Origin of the sequence: Aureimonas sp. D3, from assembly GCF_001463805.1 — a bacterium.
GTDB lineage: Bacteria > Pseudomonadota > Alphaproteobacteria > Rhizobiales > Rhizobiaceae > Aureimonas > Aureimonas ureilytica_A.
Genome location: NZ_BBWM01000022.1, coordinates 33,022 through 48,859 on the forward strand (window position 1 = coordinate 33,022; position 15,838 = coordinate 48,859).

The 15,838-nt window shown below is 68.0% G+C and carries 13 protein-coding genes and 1 pseudogene; all 14 read right to left on the reverse strand.

The window, feature by feature from the left end; all coding sequences use genetic code 11:
- Positions 1–3 precede the first annotated feature (3 nt).
- Positions 4–765, reverse strand: coding sequence for an SDR family oxidoreductase (locus tag AUL36_RS05985; RefSeq protein ID WP_192843793.1), 762 nt, complete (start codon positions 763–765; stop codon positions 4–6).
- Positions 765–1,664, reverse strand: a complete 900-nt coding sequence (locus AUL36_RS05990; RefSeq protein WP_244497049.1) for an NAD(P)-dependent oxidoreductase — start codon at positions 1,662–1,664, stop codon at positions 765–767. Before AUL36_RS05990 ends, AUL36_RS05985 begins: the two co-directional genes overlap by 1 nt.
- Complete coding sequence (locus tag AUL36_RS05995) at positions 1,661–2,689, reverse strand: LacI family DNA-binding transcriptional regulator (RefSeq protein WP_062218959.1); 1,029 nt, start codon at positions 2,687–2,689, stop codon at positions 1,661–1,663. The genes AUL36_RS05990 and AUL36_RS05995 overlap by 4 nt, the downstream gene beginning before the upstream one ends.
- Positions 2,690–2,963: 274 nt before the next feature.
- On the reverse strand, positions 2,964–3,290 hold the full coding sequence (locus tag AUL36_RS06000) for a hypothetical protein (RefSeq protein WP_156418280.1): 327 nt from the start codon (positions 3,288–3,290) through the stop codon (positions 2,964–2,966).
- A gap of 1 nt (position 3,291) precedes the next feature.
- Positions 3,292–4,329, reverse strand: a complete 1,038-nt coding sequence (locus tag AUL36_RS06005; protein ID WP_062218941.1) for an L-idonate 5-dehydrogenase — start codon at positions 4,327–4,329, stop codon at positions 3,292–3,294.
- A gap of 101 nt (positions 4,330–4,430) precedes the next feature.
- The gene (locus AUL36_RS06010; protein WP_062218943.1) at positions 4,431–5,345 is read right to left on the reverse strand and encodes an SMP-30/gluconolactonase/LRE family protein; all 915 of its coding nucleotides are present in this window, start codon (positions 5,343–5,345) and stop codon (positions 4,431–4,433) included.
- A 7-nt stretch (positions 5,346–5,352) separates the two neighbouring features.
- Positions 5,353–5,691, reverse strand: coding sequence for a hypothetical protein (locus AUL36_RS06015; RefSeq protein ID WP_062218945.1), 339 nt, complete (start codon positions 5,689–5,691; stop codon positions 5,353–5,355).
- Between the two features lie 84 nt (positions 5,692–5,775).
- Positions 5,776–6,882 (reverse strand): ABC transporter substrate-binding protein, encoded by a 1,107-nt coding sequence (locus AUL36_RS06020; RefSeq protein WP_156418281.1) that lies wholly within the window; start codon positions 6,880–6,882, stop codon positions 5,776–5,778.
- A gap of 58 nt (positions 6,883–6,940) precedes the next feature.
- Positions 6,941–7,957: an ABC transporter permease gene (locus tag AUL36_RS06025; RefSeq protein WP_058634775.1), complete on the reverse strand. Its 1,017-nt coding sequence runs from the start codon at positions 7,955–7,957 to the stop codon at positions 6,941–6,943.
- Between the two features lie 208 nt (positions 7,958–8,165).
- Positions 8,166–9,671, reverse strand: coding sequence for a sugar ABC transporter ATP-binding protein (locus AUL36_RS06030; protein WP_062218949.1), 1,506 nt, complete (start codon positions 9,669–9,671; stop codon positions 8,166–8,168).
- Between the two features lie 284 nt (positions 9,672–9,955).
- Positions 9,956–11,575, reverse strand: a complete 1,620-nt coding sequence (locus tag AUL36_RS06035) for a GMC family oxidoreductase (RefSeq protein ID WP_062218963.1) — start codon at positions 11,573–11,575, stop codon at positions 9,956–9,958.
- Positions 11,576–12,727: 1,152 nt separating this feature from the next.
- Complete coding sequence (locus tag AUL36_RS06040; RefSeq protein WP_062218965.1) at positions 12,728–14,464, reverse strand: nitrilase-related carbon-nitrogen hydrolase; 1,737 nt, start codon at positions 14,462–14,464, stop codon at positions 12,728–12,730.
- Positions 14,465–14,542: 78 nt separating this feature from the next.
- The gene (locus tag AUL36_RS06045; protein WP_062218951.1) at positions 14,543–15,541 is read right to left on the reverse strand and encodes an acetamidase/formamidase family protein; all 999 of its coding nucleotides are present in this window, start codon (positions 15,539–15,541) and stop codon (positions 14,543–14,545) included.
- A gap of 46 nt (positions 15,542–15,587) precedes the next feature.
- Positions 15,588–15,838: pseudogene (locus tag AUL36_RS24175) on the reverse strand (ABC transporter ATP-binding protein); the annotation flags it as partial.

The window sequence follows — 15,838 nt, forward strand, 5'->3', positions numbered from 1 at the left end:
ACATCAGCCGCGCCCGACGAAGGGCATGTCGGACGCCATCACCGTCATCTGGAAGACGTTGGCGTCCGGCGGCAGCGAGGCCATGAGGACGATGCTGCGCGCGACATTGTCCATCGCCATGACCGGCTCGGGCGCGATGCCGCCATGGGCCTGGAGCACGCCTCCCCCCATGCGGCTCGTCATGTCGGAGGCGACATTGCCGATGTCGATCTGGCCGACCGCAATGTTATGCGCGCGCCCGTCGAGCGAGCCCGACTTGGTGAGGCCGCTCACGCCATGCTTGGTGGCCGTGTAGGGCGCGGAATGGGGCCGGGGTACCTGCGAGGAAATCGAGCCGTTGTTGACGATGCGCCCGCCCCCCGGCTCCTGCCGCTTCATGACGCGGAAGGCCTCGCGCATGCACAGAAACACGCCGGTCAGATTGGCCGAGACAACGCGCGTCCATTCCGCCACGGGCAATTCGTCCATCGGCACGGCGGATGTGTTGGTGCCGGCATTGTTGAAGAGGAAATCGACGCGGCCGAACGTCTCGACCGCCCCGTCGAACAGGGCGGCGACATCGCCTTCCACGGTCACGTCGGTCGGCACCACCAGCGTCTGCGCCCCGCCCGCCAGTGCGGCCGTTTCCTCCAGCGCCTCGCGCCGCCGCCCGGCCAGGACGACGCGCCAGCCATCCGCCGCGAGGGCCAGCGCGGAGGCGCGCCCGATGCCGCTGCCCGCGCCCGTGACGATCGCGACGCCGCGCGGTTGAGAGACCTGTGCCATCAGGGCGCCTTTCCGAAATCGAAGAGTTTCATATAGGCCGCGCTGTCCTCACCGCCGATGCCGGCGGCCACCATCATGCGGTGCAGATCGGCGATGAGGTTGGTGAGCGGCATCGGCGTGCGCAGGCCCATGGAGAAGCGCTGCGTGGCTTCGAGATCCTTCAGCATATTGTCGATCCGCCCCGTCGGCGTCAGGTCGAAGCGCGCCATCTTGCCCATGAACTCCTGCAGGATGCGGCTGTCGGCACGCCCGCCCGCGAGCGCCGCGGGGATGCGCTCCGCATCGACGCCGGCATCCAAGGCCAAGCGCGTGGCTTCGGCTACGGCCATGAAATTGCAGGCGCAGAGCACCTGATTGATGAGCTTGGTCGTCTGCCCCGCGCCTGATGGCCCCATATGGGTCATGTTGGCGGCGACCGACGAGAGAACTTGCTGCGCGCGCTCCACCTCTTCGGCCTCCCCGCCCATCATCAGCGTCAGCCGGCCCTCTATGGCCGCCGGCGCGCCGCCCGACAGGGGCGCGTCCACCCAGCCCATGCCGGTCTCGGCGCGCAGGCGCTGAGCCATCGCGGCGGTGGCCTTGGGATCGGTGGAGGACATGTCGATCAGGAGCACGCCGCCCCGCGCATGGGCGGCGAGCCCGTCCGCGCCGAACACGACCGCTTCCACGATCTCGGCCGTGTTGAGGCTGAGGATCACGACATCGCAGGCCCCCATCAGCGCCTCCGCGCTGTCAGCGACAGTCGCGCCCTTGGCGGCCAGCGGCGCGGTCTTCTCCGCGTCGCGGTCGCGCAAGGTGACACTGTGCCCCGTTTGGAGGAAGCGGCCCGCGATGGCGCTGCCCATCACGCCCACTCCGACGATGCCGATCCGCGTTTGGCTCATGATGGTCTCTCTCAGATTGTGGGGTTCGAACGCTGGCGCGGCGCGGCGGTGGTGCCGCGCGGCACGACCTCGATGCCGAGATCGATGGAGGGCGGCCGGTCCGCGCCCCGCCCCTCGAAGAGATCGCGCAGGAGCTGGCCGGTCTCCTTGCCGATGCCCTTGGCATCCACCCGGATCGTGGAAATCGCCGGCTCGCATTCGCGCCCCAGCTCGAAATCGCCGAAGCCCATGAGGCTGATGCGGCCGGGCACGTCGATGCCCTGGCGGCGGCACTCCATCAGCGCGCCAAAGGCCGAACCGTCCGACACCGCGAAGACGCCCTCGACGTCAGGCTTATCGCGCAGCAGGAGCTTCATCGCCGCCGCGCCGTGCGCGTAGGAGACCGGGGCGGAGCCGTGGCGCAGGATCAGGCCGGTCTCGATGCCCTCTTCCCGCAGCACGGCCGCAAAGCCCTGGAGGCGCGCCTCGCCGCGCGCGTCGCGCATATCGCCTTCCGCCTCCGAGCCGATGGCCGCGATATGGCGGAGCCCCAGCGACAGGAGATGGCGCGCGGCGGCGCGGCCCGCCTCGAAATTGGAGAAGCCGACCGCGCGGTCGAGCGGAGCCGAGGGCGCGTCCCAGATTTCCACCACGGGAATGCCGGCATTGGTCAGCATCCGCCGCGTCGAGGCCGTGTGCAGCGTGCCGGCGACGACGATCCCCTGCGGGCGGCGCGCCAGAAGCGAGCGCACCAGCCGCTCCTCTTCGCCCGCCTGATAGAGCGTGTAGCCGATCAGGAGCTGGTAGCTCTGCCCCAAGGCTTCCGCGAGCCCCTGCGCCGTGTCGGCGAAGTTGGAATTGGTGAGCGTCGGCAGGATCAGGCCGACGAAATTGGTGCGCCGCGAGGAGAGCGAGCCGGCGACGAGATCGGGCACATAGCCGAGCTGGTCCACCGCGCGCATGACGCGCTCGCGGGTTTCCGGCGCGACGATGGACGGATCGGCCAGCACCCGGCTCACCGTCATGGTGGAAACGCCCGCGAGCTTGGAGACATCCCGCATCGTCGGCTTGGAGCCGGAGGCGGACCCTTGCGCGTCGCTCCGCCGCGCTTTCGCACCGGGCGCGGCCGGGGCGCGGCGATGGCCGGCCTTGGCCTCGCCCGTGGCCTCGCCGGCATCGGACGCCCCTCGCCGCGCTTCCGTCTCAAGCGGCGGGGATCGGTTCGGGGTCTGGACCTCGGCCTCTGGGCCGGCCTTCTTGTGTCGGGCCATGGTCATCTTCTTTCGCTCGGTCGATCCGCGCGTTCGAGCGTGGCTCGGCATGGTTTGCGGTCTCTCAGGCGAGACGCCGGTAGACCACATGACGCAGCGTGCCGTCGAACAGCGTCATCAGCTTTTCCATCACCGGCGCGCCGCGTGCCCGCACGGGCGAGGCTTCCGCCTCCGCCACGGCCTCAGCCGACGGATAGTCGATCTCCTGCACCAGCACGAGCGCGGGCGCGCCGTCCTCGCGCCGCTCGGTGCGCAACACGCGCACGGCCAAGGCGTTGGGCATGGCCTGCCAGACCGGCATCAGCTCGGCCATGACGAGGTCGTAGAAGGCCTCCTCGCAGCCGGGGCGGATCGTGCCTTCGAACAGGGCGCTGCGCGTATGGATGCTCATCTCAGAAATGCAGGTGGACCTTGATCGCGCGCTTGCGATCGGCCGCCATCTCGAAGGCTCGGGACAGGTCGCTCATCGGCATCTCGGCCGACATCACCGGCTTCACGTCGATCCGGTCATTGGCCAGCCAATCGACGGCGGTGTGGAACTCCTCGCAGAAGCGGAAGGCGCCCACGAGGTCGATCTCCTGCGCCATCAGCATGTTGACGGGCACGCCCACCTCGCCCGGCGGCATCATGCCGAGCTGGACGATGCGCCCGCCCGGACGGATCGCGCGCACCAGCGAGCCGAGCGCGGGCGGCGCGCCGGTCGCCTCGAAGCCGACATCGAAGAAGCCCTTGTTGGCCTCGAAGGCGGCGAGGCGCTCCGGCGAGGTCGCGACATTGATCGTCTCGTCCGCGCCAGCCTGCCGCGCCAAGGCCAGCGGCTCGTCCACGAGGTCGGTGACCGCGACGAAGCTCGCGCCGGCATGGCGCACGGCGAGCGTCAACAACATGCCGATCGGCCCCGCGCCGGTGATGAGAACGCGCTTGCCGAGGAGATCGCCCGCGCGGGTGAGGCCGTGGATTGCGACCGACAGCGGCTCGGCGAGCGCGGCCTTGGCGAGCGGCATGTCCGGGGGCACCGGCACGGCCTGATCGGCCCGGCAGGTGAAGCGCTCGGCAAAGCCACCCTGCACATGCGGAAACATCGCCGCCGAGCCGAAAAAGCGCATGTTGCGGCAGAGATTGGAGCGGCCTGCGCGGCAATAGTCGCAGTGAAGGCAGGGACGGCTCGGGTTGACCGCGACGCGCTGGCCGATGGCCAGACCCGACACGCCCTCGCCCAGCGCCTCGATCTCGCCCGCCACCTCATGGCCGAGCACCAGGGGCTCGCGCAGCGCGAAGTCGCCGACGCGGCCCTTGCCCCAGTAGGACAGGTCCGACCCGCAGATGCCGCCCGCGCCGAAGCGTACCAGAACGTCGCCCGGCGCGAGATCGGGCTCGGGGCGCTCGTCGAGGCGCAGGTCCTTGGCGGCGTGGATCACGGCGGCGCGCATGGGTTCGGTCTCCTCCGTGCGACCGTTACGGGCCGCATCGTCACTGTTATCGGTAACAAAACTGAATGGATTTGGAAAGGGTTGTTTGCCTGGGTGGCGGCTTAATCCCGCCAGCCGTCCCCATGCGCGTTGACATAGATCGCATAGAGCGAAGTCTGCGCGGTGATATAGAGGCGATTCTTTTTCGGCCCGCCGAAGCAGAGATTGGACACCATCTCCTCCACCGGGATCGAGCCGATATGCGTGCCATCGGGCGCATAGACGCAGACGGCATCGGCATTCGAGGCCCAGATATTGCCTGATGTGTCAGTGCGGAACCCGTCGAAGAAGCCGTTCGGCGAGCGCGCGAACAGACGCCCCTCCCCCACCGTGCGCCCGTCCACCATGGGATAGGCGCGGATCACCGGCTCGCAGGCGGGATCGTGGGTCTTGCCCGTGTCCGAGACATAGAGGATCGATTCATCGGGCGAGAAGCAGAGCCCATTGGGCTTCAGCATGTCGGTGATGACAGCCGTCAGTTCGCCCGTCGCGGGGTCCAGCCGATAGACGTTGGACGCGCCGATCTCGGACGGGGCGCGGTGGCCCTCGTAGTGGAAGTCGATGCCATAGGTCGGGTCCGAGAACCAGACCGTGCCGTCGCGCTTCACCACCACATCGTTGGGCGAGTTGAGGCGCTTGCCCTCCCAATGCGAGACGAGATTGCGCCACACGCCGTCATGATCCAGCCGCGACACGCGCCGCCCGCCGTGCTCGCAGGCGACGACGCGGCCTTGCGAGTCCAGCGTGTGGCCATTGTGATAGCCGCAGGGACTTTCGAAGACCGAGACCGAACCGTCGCACTCATCGAAGCGCATCACCCGGTCGTTCGGAATGTCCGACCAGAGCACGGATTTGGCCGAGGGGACATGCACCGGCCCTTCCACCCAGCGCCCGCCCGTCCAGAGTTTCTCCAGCTTGGCATGGCCGATGAAGAGGGCGCGGAAGCGGTCGTCGTGGACGATATAGGTCTCGCTCATCTCAGGCTCAGTCTGTCGGCAGGGCGTAATCGTCGGCGCGGAAGACGGTGTGGAAGATGTCGCCCTCGTAGAGTTCCAGCAAGCCCTTGGTCACCTCGCGGGACTCGTAGCGCACGTCGGAGGCGAGCGCCGTCTCGATCGCCTCGCGCGAGGGATAGCGGACCTGGAGCACCATCTCGAAATGCGGGTCGGTGACATCGGCCTCTTCCTGCCGGAGGACCCGCACCTCCTCCGCGCCCGGAAAGCGCGTCCAGAGCGGCACGAGCTTCTCGCGCACATAGGCGGTGAATTCGGCCTCGTGGCCCGCCTTGGCGCGGCCACGGAAAAAGGCGCAACGGATGAACATGGCTGGGGTCTCGTCGGATTGATCGGGAAGGGAGCCCCGCCGCGAAGGAGGCGCGCGGCGGGGCGGGCATGGCGACTATGCCGCTTACTTCACGCCCCAGATGGTCTTGTAGGCGTCACGATAGCCGTTCTCGGGGTCGAAGGCGTTGCTCGGGCCGCCGTCGAACTCGATATTGGCCTTGGTGACGATGTGGAGCGGCGAGACGTAGGAGGACCAGGGCTGGCCCGCGAAGGCGCGGTTCAGCTCGTCCACCAGCTGCCAGCCCTGAAGCTTCAGGGGCTCGGCGACCGTGACGGCTTGATACTGGCCGGAGCGGATGCGCTGATAGGCCGATTCCGAACCGTCGCCCGCCGCGACATTCACCGGCTTGCCGTCGCCCGCGATGCCCGCCGCCGCCAGCGAAGGGCCCATGAAGTCGAAATAGAGATCGTTGATGGCGAGCGAATGCGTCCAGGCATCGCCATGGCGCTGGAGCAGCGAGGTGGTGAGCTGCGGCATCCGGGTGGACGTCTCGGCGATGGGCGTATCGACATATTCGACCACCGTGCCGCCGAGCTTCTGGATCTCGGCCTTCATCGCGTCAGCCTTGGCGATGGCGACGGCATAGGTCGAGTCGGTGAAGATCACGACGCCGGGCTTGCCCTTGGCATCGACATAGGCCCAATCGGCGGCCGCTTTCGCCACCTGCATCGGGTCGGTCGTCACATTGGCGAAGACGCCTGCCGCCGGCACGGGGCCAACTTCCGGCGCGGTGTGCCAGGCGACGATCGGGATCTTGGCGTTCTTGGCCTGCTCCAGCCCCGCCTGCTGCTCCACCGCGTCGAAGCCGGCGACGACGATCCCGTCCGGGTTCAGCGCGATGCCCTGTCCCACCGCCGCCGTGCGGCCGGAGATCGAGCCTGCGCCGTCGATCGTGCGGACCGTCCAGCCGGCGGCCTTGGCCGCTTCCTCGATGCCCGAGACGACGCCGAGAATGCCGCCGTTCTTCATGTCGCCGGCCAGAACCACGATGGTCTTGTCCTTGGCGATCTTCGGGCCTGATGTCGGCCCGTCCCATTTCGTGACCTTGGAGGCGTATTTGTCCACCGTCGCCTTGGCGTCCGCCATCGCATCGGCGCGGGCGGCGGGCGCGGCCACGATCATGAGGGCACCGCCGAGGAGCAGCGCGGAGAGAAGCGTCTTCATGTTGATTTCCTCCCGAGGATGTCTTGTCGTGGCCCGTCCGTTTCCTCCCGGCGGGCCGGTTTTGTTACTTCGCGCCGCGCCGGCGCTGGGCGTAGGCGGCGATGCCGATGGCGACGAGCAGCGTCATGCCGTTGAACAGGGGCTCGACATAGAAGGAGCCGCCGAACTGCTGGATGCCTGAAATGCCGACCGCGAGCACGATCACGCCCACCACCGTGCCCCAGACATTGACCCGGCCGGGCTTGATCGTGGTGGAGCCGAGAAACGCGCCGACGAGGGCCGGCAGGAGATATTCGAGCCCGACGCTCGCCTGCCCGATGCGCAGCTTGGAGGCCAGCAGCACGCCCGTCAGCGCCGTCAGGAAGCCGGAGGCGACGAAGGTGGCCATGGTGAAGCGGCGCACGGGAATGCCGTTCAGCGCGGCGGCCTTGGGGTTGGCGCCGATGGCATAGAGATAGCGGCCGACCGGCGTGTATTCGAGAACCAGCCAAAGGAAGACGGCAAGGCCCAGCACATAGAAGCCGCCGATGGGCAGGCCGAAGATCATCGTGCCGTTCAGCGCCAGGAAGCCTTCGGGAAGCGGAGCCACGACCTGCCGACCGCCCGTGTACCAGAGCGCCAATGCGTAGAGCACCGTGCCCATGCCGAGCGTCGCGATGAAACTGTCGATCTGCGCGACCTCGACCAGAAGCCCGTTCAGCAGGCCGACCAGCGCCCCGAGCGCCAGGACGATCAGCACCGCGACCGGCCAGGGAATGCCGAAGGCCGTTTGCAGCGAGATCGCCAGGATATGCCAGAGCACGATGCCGTAGCCGACCGTCAGGTCGATCTTGCCCGCCGTCATCGGGATCATGGCGGCGAGCGCGAGGAGCGCGATGATCGACTTGTCCGAGACGATGGAGCGCAGGTTCAGGAGGGTCGGGAAGGTGCGCGGCAGGAGGATCGCAAACAGGAGGATTAGCGCCAGCGTCAGGATCGGTAGGCCATAGACCGGCAGAAGGCGCATCGCCGCCTGACCGGGCGGAAGGCCGCGCATTTCGGCGCGCGTCGGCTCGAGCGCGTTGGATTTGATGGAATTCATGACGGGTCTCCCGCGTGCGCCAAGGCTGTTGGGACCTCGCGGCCGGCGGGGCCGGCGAGGGAATGTGAGATCGCACGATGCGCTCGCGCTCTGCGGGCGCGCCGGCGGGCATGGAGGAGGCGGCCGGGTCGGTCCGGCCTTCGCCCTTTCCATGTCGGAACGGGCTCGAACCGGATGAGCGCCGCCAGCCGAGCCGGCGGCCGGAAGGTCAGGCGGCTTCCGAAGCGCTCGCGGCGGCGATGACGCGCTCGGTCGTCACCGCCTCGCCACTCAGCTCCGCGATGATCGCGCCGCGATTGAAGACGAGCGCGCGGTGGCACAGCGTCGCCACTTCCTCGAAATCGGTGGAGACCACGAGCACGGCGAGACCGGCGGCGACCGCCGCTTCCACGAGGCGATAGATTTCGGCCTTGGCCCCGACATCGACGCCCGCCGTCGGGTCTTCGAGGATCAGGAGCCGGCGGCCGGTTTCCAGCCAGCGGCCGACGATGACCTTCTGCTGGTTGCCGCCCGACAGGCCCTCGATGGCGAGATCCGGGTCGTTGGGGCGAAGGCCGATGCGGCGGCCCAGCTCGCGCGCGGCCTGGCTCTCGCTCGCCGGCGAACGGAAGGAGAAGAGCTTGCGGCCGAACGCGCCGGGATTGAGGAAGGCGTTCTCGCGCACCGACAGGGCGGCCGCGACGGATTCTTCCGCACGGTCCCGCGCCACGAGGCCGATGCCGCTTTCAAGCGCGGCGCGCATGGAGGAGAGGTCGGGCGCCGCGCCATCGATCGTGACCGCGCCCGAATGCGCCTGCACCCCGAACAGCGCGCGCCCCACCGCCTCCTGCCCCGCGCCGCGCAGGCCCACCAACCCGAGGATTTCGCCTTGGCGGATATCGAAACTGACCGGCCCCGCGCCCGCTGTCGCGAGGCCCCGCACCGTCACGCGGGCCTTCGCTTCCGCCAGCGCGGGCAGTTTCTCGTAGAGCTTGAGCGAGCCGGTGCCGACGATCTGCGCGATGAGATCGGCGGACGTCAGGTCGGCGATGCGCCCCTCCCCCGCCAGCGCGCCGTCGCGCAGCACCACGGCCCGGTCGGCCACGCGGAAGATTTCGTCCAGCCGGTGCGAGACATAGATCACGCCGACGCCCCCGGCGGAGAGCCGGCGCACCGCCCCCATCAGCTTCTCCACCTCGTCGGCGGGAAGGCTGGCCGTCGGCTCGTCGAGGACGAGAAATTCGCAGTCCGTGGCGAGCGCGCGCGCAATCGCGACCAGAGACTTTTCGGTGCGCGACAGGGAGGACACGCGCGTGTCCGGGTCGAAGTCGCAGCCGAGCCGCGCCAGCGCCTCGACGGCTTGCGTCCGCACGCCCGCCCAATCCACCAGCCCGCGCTTGCCCCCGCCGCGCCTGGGATAGCCATTGGCCATGGCGACGTTCTCGGCGATGGTCATCCATTCGATCAGGCCGAGATCCTGATGCACGAAGGCGACGGCGCGCCGAGCGCCCGCCGCCCCCTCGCTCTCGTGGGCATAGGGCGTTCCGTCGATGGCGATGCGCCCGGCATCGGCCTTGTGGATGCCCCCCAAGATCTTGATGATGGTGGACTTGCCCGCGCCGTTCTCGCCGAGCAGCGCCACGACCTCGCCGGACCGCACGGAAAAGCTGACGCCCTTCAGCGCCTGCGTCCCGCCGAAACGCTTGGCGACTCCCTCGAACCGAAGCTCACTCATGACAACCTCCCAATCATCATGACGTGATGTTACCGATAACTTTGTGGTTGTCAATCCATATCCGGCGTGGCGTGTCGTCCCTTCTCGACGCGACCGCAAGGGGATGGACGGCGCGGCATGTCACCGGGTGGAGACTCGATCAGGGATGGACGGGTTGATGCCTACTGTTGGCCCTTCCCAGCCGTGTAGCTCGAAAGGGAGGGGCGCGCGCGAACGGCGTGGCGGACGAGGCAGGGCCAACGCGGCTCAGCCCCCTCCCCCTGTTCCTCAGCGAGACGCCACGTTCAACGATCCGCCAAGATCATCTCGGCGGCTTTTTCCGCGATCATCACCGCCGGAGCGTGGGTGTTGCCGGAGACGATGGTGGGCATGATCGAGCAATCGGCCACGCGCAGGCCCGCGATGCCGCGCAGGCGAAGCTGCGGATCGACCACCGCGTCCGGGTCCGCCCCCATGCGTGCCGTGCCGACCGGATGAAAGATCGTGGTTGCGATATCACCGGCGGCGCGCGCCAGATCCTCGTCGCTCTGAAGATGCACGCCGGGCTTGAACTCCTGCGGGCGGTGGCGCTCCAGCCGCCTTGTCGCCATGAGACGGCGCGCGGTGCGGATCGAGGCGCTTGCCACTTCGCGGTCGCCATCGGTGGAGAGATAGTTCGGCGCGATCGCGGGCAGGGCGAAGGGATCGGGCGAAGTAATGCGCACGCTGCCGCGCGACTCCGGGCGCAGATTGCAGACCGACACGGTGATCGCGGGAAAGGCGTCGAGCGGCTGCCCGAACCTGTCGAGCGAAAGCGGCTGCACATGGAACTCGATATTGGCGGTCTCGAAGCGCGGATCGGACTTCATGAAGATGCCGAGCTGGCTCGGGGCCATGGCCATCGGCCCGGAACGCCTCAGCGCATATTGCAGCCCGATCTGCGCCTTGCCCAACAGGGTCGCCTGCCATTCGTTGAGCGTGCGCGCGCCCTCGATGCGAAAGGCCGTGCGGATTTGCAGGTGGTCCTGCAGGTTCTCGCCGACCGTGGGGCGGTCGAGCACAACCGCGATCCCGTGACGGCGTAGCAGCTCGGCGGGGCCGATGCCGGATAGCTGGAGAAGCTGCGGGGTGCCGATCGCGCCCGCCGCCAGCAAGACCTCGCCCTGCGCGCTCGCCGGTCGCCCATCGAGCCTGAGATCCAGGCCGGTGGCGCGGCCTTCCTCGATGCGGATGCGCTCGGCCTGAGCTTTGGTCAGGATGCGCAGGTTCTTGCGATGCCGGATCGGGGCGAGAAAAGCGCGCACGGCGTTGAAGCGGAATCCGGCTTTCTGCGTCACCTCGAAATAGGAGGAGCCGAAATTATCGCCCCTGTTGAAATCCTCGATGGGCGGCACGCCCATCTCCTCCGCCGCCTCGCGGATCGCGTCGAGGATCGGCCAGGACAGGCGCTGCTTTTCCACGCGCAGCTCGCCGGACTGGCTGTGAAACGGGCCGCTGAGCGCATGATGGTTCTCGGATTTCAGAAACAGCGGCAGCACATCGTCCCAACCCCAGCCCGCATTGCCGAGCTGACGCCAGCGGTCGTAATCGGCGGCCTGTCCGCGCATATAGATCATGCCGTTGATGGACGAGCAGCCGCCCATGACCTTGCCACGCGGATAGGCGAGGCGTCGCCCGTTCAGCCCCGCCTCCGCCTCGGTGGCATAGCCCCAGTCCGTGCGCGGATTGCCCATGCAATAGAGGTAGCCGACCGGGATATGGACCCAGTGGTAGCGATCCGAGCCGCCGGCTTCCAGAAGCAGAACGCTGTTCTTCGGGTCGGCGCTCAGGCGGTTGGCGAGCGTGCAGCCCGCCGAGCCCGCGCCCACCACAATGTGGCTGTAGCGGCCAAGATCGAGGCGAGGATCGGGGGGAAGAGAACTCATGGTCGTCACTCCGACGCGGCGGCGCCATAGGGGGATCATCCAGGGTGCGAGGCCCTGCTTCAAGAGCTTCGCCCGCATTTCAAGCGCCGGAAGAGTAAGGCTGCGCAGCCATCCTTGGCGAGACGGCGACGGGCGAACACTTATAAACCCGCCACCCGGCTGGGCTCGACGCTCTCAGGTCGAATGGCGGGTTGTCGGCTTGCTCCATAAGGCGTCGAGTGCTGGGGCGAGAGCGCGGACGGATCGGCAGCCGCCCTTGTCATGGGCCTTGATCGCCGGGCTCGGCTGAAAGGAGGCCCGCGCCCGCAGGTCGATGACATGGAGTGTGTCGGGATGGACGTTCCGCCATTCCGACCGGGCGCCTGTCGAGAAACGGATTGCCAAGTATCGGCTCGCCCGCTGCGCCCAAGAGAGAGTGCTAGTTGCCACGGTCGGCGCTGCCTATGCCCGCGATCGCGGGGGGCGGTTTCGGCCGCGTCGATGCAGGCGCGGATCGGCTCGCGGGCGTTGCATCGACGCTCGTTCGGATCGCGCTCGCCATGGACGGACCGTGGCGTGGCGACTGATCGTCGAGCGCGTGCACGGTGATAGGCCGGCCTGGAAGGCTGAACAAGACGGCCTTGTTCACGGTGTTGCCCGCGACGAGGTTGCGGAGAAAACAGCCAGCCCTGGTTGTCGATGTCCCAGGTGGCCTCGCCATCCGCGCCTCGATGAGGCATCGCCATCAGCGCGGCGGCACGGTCTCCTCGCTGGAGTCGCACGTCCGCTCGTGATCAACGTTGCGGCCATCTGTTCAAAGGCGCGCCTTGGTCGCGGCTGACGTTCGGCGATGCCACGATGGCCGCGTGGGCAATCCTGCCCGTCCCCACCACCGGCGAGGGCGGCGAACGTGCGGACGATGCCGGTCGGCTCCCGTATGCCTCTGGTGTCGCGGCCGGCGATCGGTTGCGGGTACGACGGGACGGCTATGCCGGGCTCATCGCTTCGCCGGCAAGATGGCGGGGCAGTCCGATTGGAGATCGGGACATGGGACACCGAGCGGCGAGCTGTCGCGCCTGCTCTGCTGCGAGGAGACCATTCGGCCGCGGATCCCGTTTCGGCCAGCTTGGCTATCGGCAATACCGGACCATCGTGGGACGCCCGCCTCTGCGATCAGTTCGCGCGCGGGGCGATCAGCTCGCGGTAGTGATGGGGCTGGCGCATCAGCACCAGATCCTTCCGGCGCACCACATGGGTGGGATAAGGCCCGCCCAGACTGCCGGTGTCCACGGTCATGAGCGCATAGCTCCCGTTGCCCTGGACCACGGTTTCCTGCCGGGGAAACAGGAACGTGTCGGGGCCGAACACGCCGGAATGGCCGGGATAACCGTCGAGAGGCGCGTGGACATTGGCGAAGGCCAGCCAGCAATTGTTCTCGCCCGCGCGCACCCGGTACTGGTGCCAGTGCAGGGGGTCCGGCCCGGTCGGGATGGGCGCGGGCTGCGCCACGCTGGTGCCCTCGTGGCCGGCGTGGAACCGGTCGCGGATCGCGGCGGGGCAGGCGATGAGGTCGCAGCCCTTCAGCGCCAGAACGCGGCCGGCTTCCGGAAAGCTCATGTCGTGCCCGATCAGGAGGCCCAGCCGTCCGAAGGGCAGGTCGAACAGGGCCCAAGCCTCGCCCGGCTCGGCCCAGCTCTTCTCGGCCTCGGTCAGGTGGATCTTGCGATACGCACCAAGCGCGCCCTCCGGCCCGACGAGGATCGCGCTGTTGAAGCAGAGCGCCCCGTCCCGCTCGGCAAAGCCCACGACGAGATGGAGCTTCAGTTCAGTGGCAAGGCTCTGGAGATCGGTGAAGATCGGGCTGCCGGCTTCAAGCGCCGTCTCGCTCGGGCGCGTGAGGCCGGTCAGCGCGAGTTCGGGGAAGACGACGAGTTCGGCCCCCTCCCCCGCCGCCGCGCGCGCGATCTCGCCGATCTCGCGCAGATTGCTGCGGGGGTCGTCGCCCGGATGCATCTGCGCCGCCGCCACCTTGGCCTGCCGCCCCTCGGGCAAGGGCTGGTGGCCGTAGAGGCGGAAGAAGTCGCCGGGGTTCCAGGCGAAGGTGTTGGTCATCAACTCCCGGTACAGCTCGGGGCGGCGCTGCCTGAGGATCGGCTCACCCCAGACGGTGCGCGCGCGGGCGATCGCGGGGTCGATTTCAGCGGTGGCGATGCCGTCGCCGCCATCCAAGACGGCGAGGATCGAAGCGTCCGGCGCGATGATGCAGGAGCCGCCCGAGAACTGGACGCCCCGCTCCAGCCCCCAGCGGTTTGCCTCGATCAGATAGCAGCCGTTCTCGAAGGCGCGGTTGATCCAGTAGGGCGCGGGCGTGCGCTCGGCGAGCCAGTTCGACACGTGGCAGATGACATCGGCCCCCTTGAGGCCGGCCAGGCGCGCCGTCTCGATGAAATGGATGTCCATGCAGATCAGAAGCGCGATGCGCCCGATCTCCGTCTCGAACACCTCATGCCCGAGATCGCCCGAGACCGCCCATTTGGGCTCGGAAATATAGGGATGCGTCTTGCGATGCGTACCGACGACGCCTTCGGGGCCGATCAGCACGGCCGAGTTGTAGTAGAGATCGGTCGCGGGATCGACCTCCGGCATCCCGACCACGATGAAGCATTTCTTCTCGCGCGCGAGGGCCGCGAAGCGCTCCGTGGTCGGGCCGGGGATCGGCTCGACAAAGGGCGCGACCTCGGCCCGCTCATGCCAGCAATAGCCGGTCGTTCCCATTTCGGGCGTCACGATCAGCCGCGCGCCACCCTCGGCGGCCTCACCGACAAGGGCGAGAAGCCCCGCGATATTGCGCTCCTTTTCGAACATAAGAGGCTCGAACTGAACGGCGGCGGCCTTGAACGGGGCGGGCATCGAGAAGCTCCGGGCGAAAGGAAGCGAAAAAGGCGGGAGAAGGCCGGCCGCGCCCATGGCGGGGCGGCCGGCCCGGGATCAGCGCGGCGTGCCGGCGATCGATTTCAGGATGGACGCGCCGACCGTGTATTTGGGATCGACCATATTGCCGAGGCGGATGCGCCCGCACTGGGTGAGCAGCATATAAGCGTCGAGTTCCTCGAAGCCGAAATCCTTGGCGAGCCAGCGGATCAGCTCGCGATAGGCCCCGCGCGCGGCGTCCTCCATCGGGCGGGACGAGCCGACCGTCATGTAGAAGCTCTCGTTTTCGAGGCGCGGCGTCTTGATCGTCCAGCCCTTGATGAGATCGATCTGGACGGTGGTAACGGTCGGGTGCTCGACGGCGACGCCGCACAGCTCGCCATCGCCCTGCGCGGCGTGGCAATCACCGAGATAGAGATAGGCGCCCTTGGTGTTGACCGGCAGATAGACCACCGCGCCCGGCGCGACGTCCGGTAGGTCCATGTTGCCGCCGTAGTAATCGGGCACCAGCGAGGAGATGGCCTCGATCTCGGGCGCGGTGCCGATCGTGCCGATGAAGGGCTCGTAGGGCAGCGTGATCCGGTCGTTCCATTTGACGCCCGTCTCGGCGTCCACATGCAGCTTCTTGACACGCTCGGGCAGCGGCTCGGTGAGGAGCGCGGTGTCGGCGGTCGGCACGAGGCCGCCGAACTCGGGCATCAGAACCGTGGTGCCGCGCGGCTGCGGCCCGCGGGGCACGATGCTCTTGATATAAACCGCGAGGCAATCCCCCTTTTCCGCGCCGTTCACGTAGATCGGGCCGTTCTGCGGGTTGAGATAGGGAAAGTTCAGCTTCTCGCTGGGCATGTCCCGTTCGGTCTGGATCGCGCCCTCGAACGCGTCATGCGTTTCGGCCGAGACCACCGCGCCGGGATCGACGGTCAGCACCGGCTCCACGAAGGCGCCGTAGACATAGTGATACTTGCCTTGGCGCTCTTCGGTGATGGCGTGTTCGCTCAGCGCCTCGCCCTTGGCGACGCCCCGGCGGGCCATGACGGAATCCTGAAACCAGCTCATGTCAGAGCCTCCTCCTGCTTGGTGTTCTATGGGTGGGGTGATGCGCTCAGACGGCGAGGTAGCGGCGAACCGCGTCGCGGTCCTCCAGCGCGTCCGGCGCGATCTCGTTTGTGATGCGGCCCTTGTCCATCACATAGGCGCGGCTCGCCATGGCGCGGATCATGTCGATATTCTGCTCCACGAAGACCACGGTGACACCGGTCGTGCGGTTCAGCTCCACCATGATCCGGGCGATGTCCTGCACGATATTGGGCTGGATGCCCTCGGAGGGCTCGTCCAGCAGGATCAGCGCGGGCG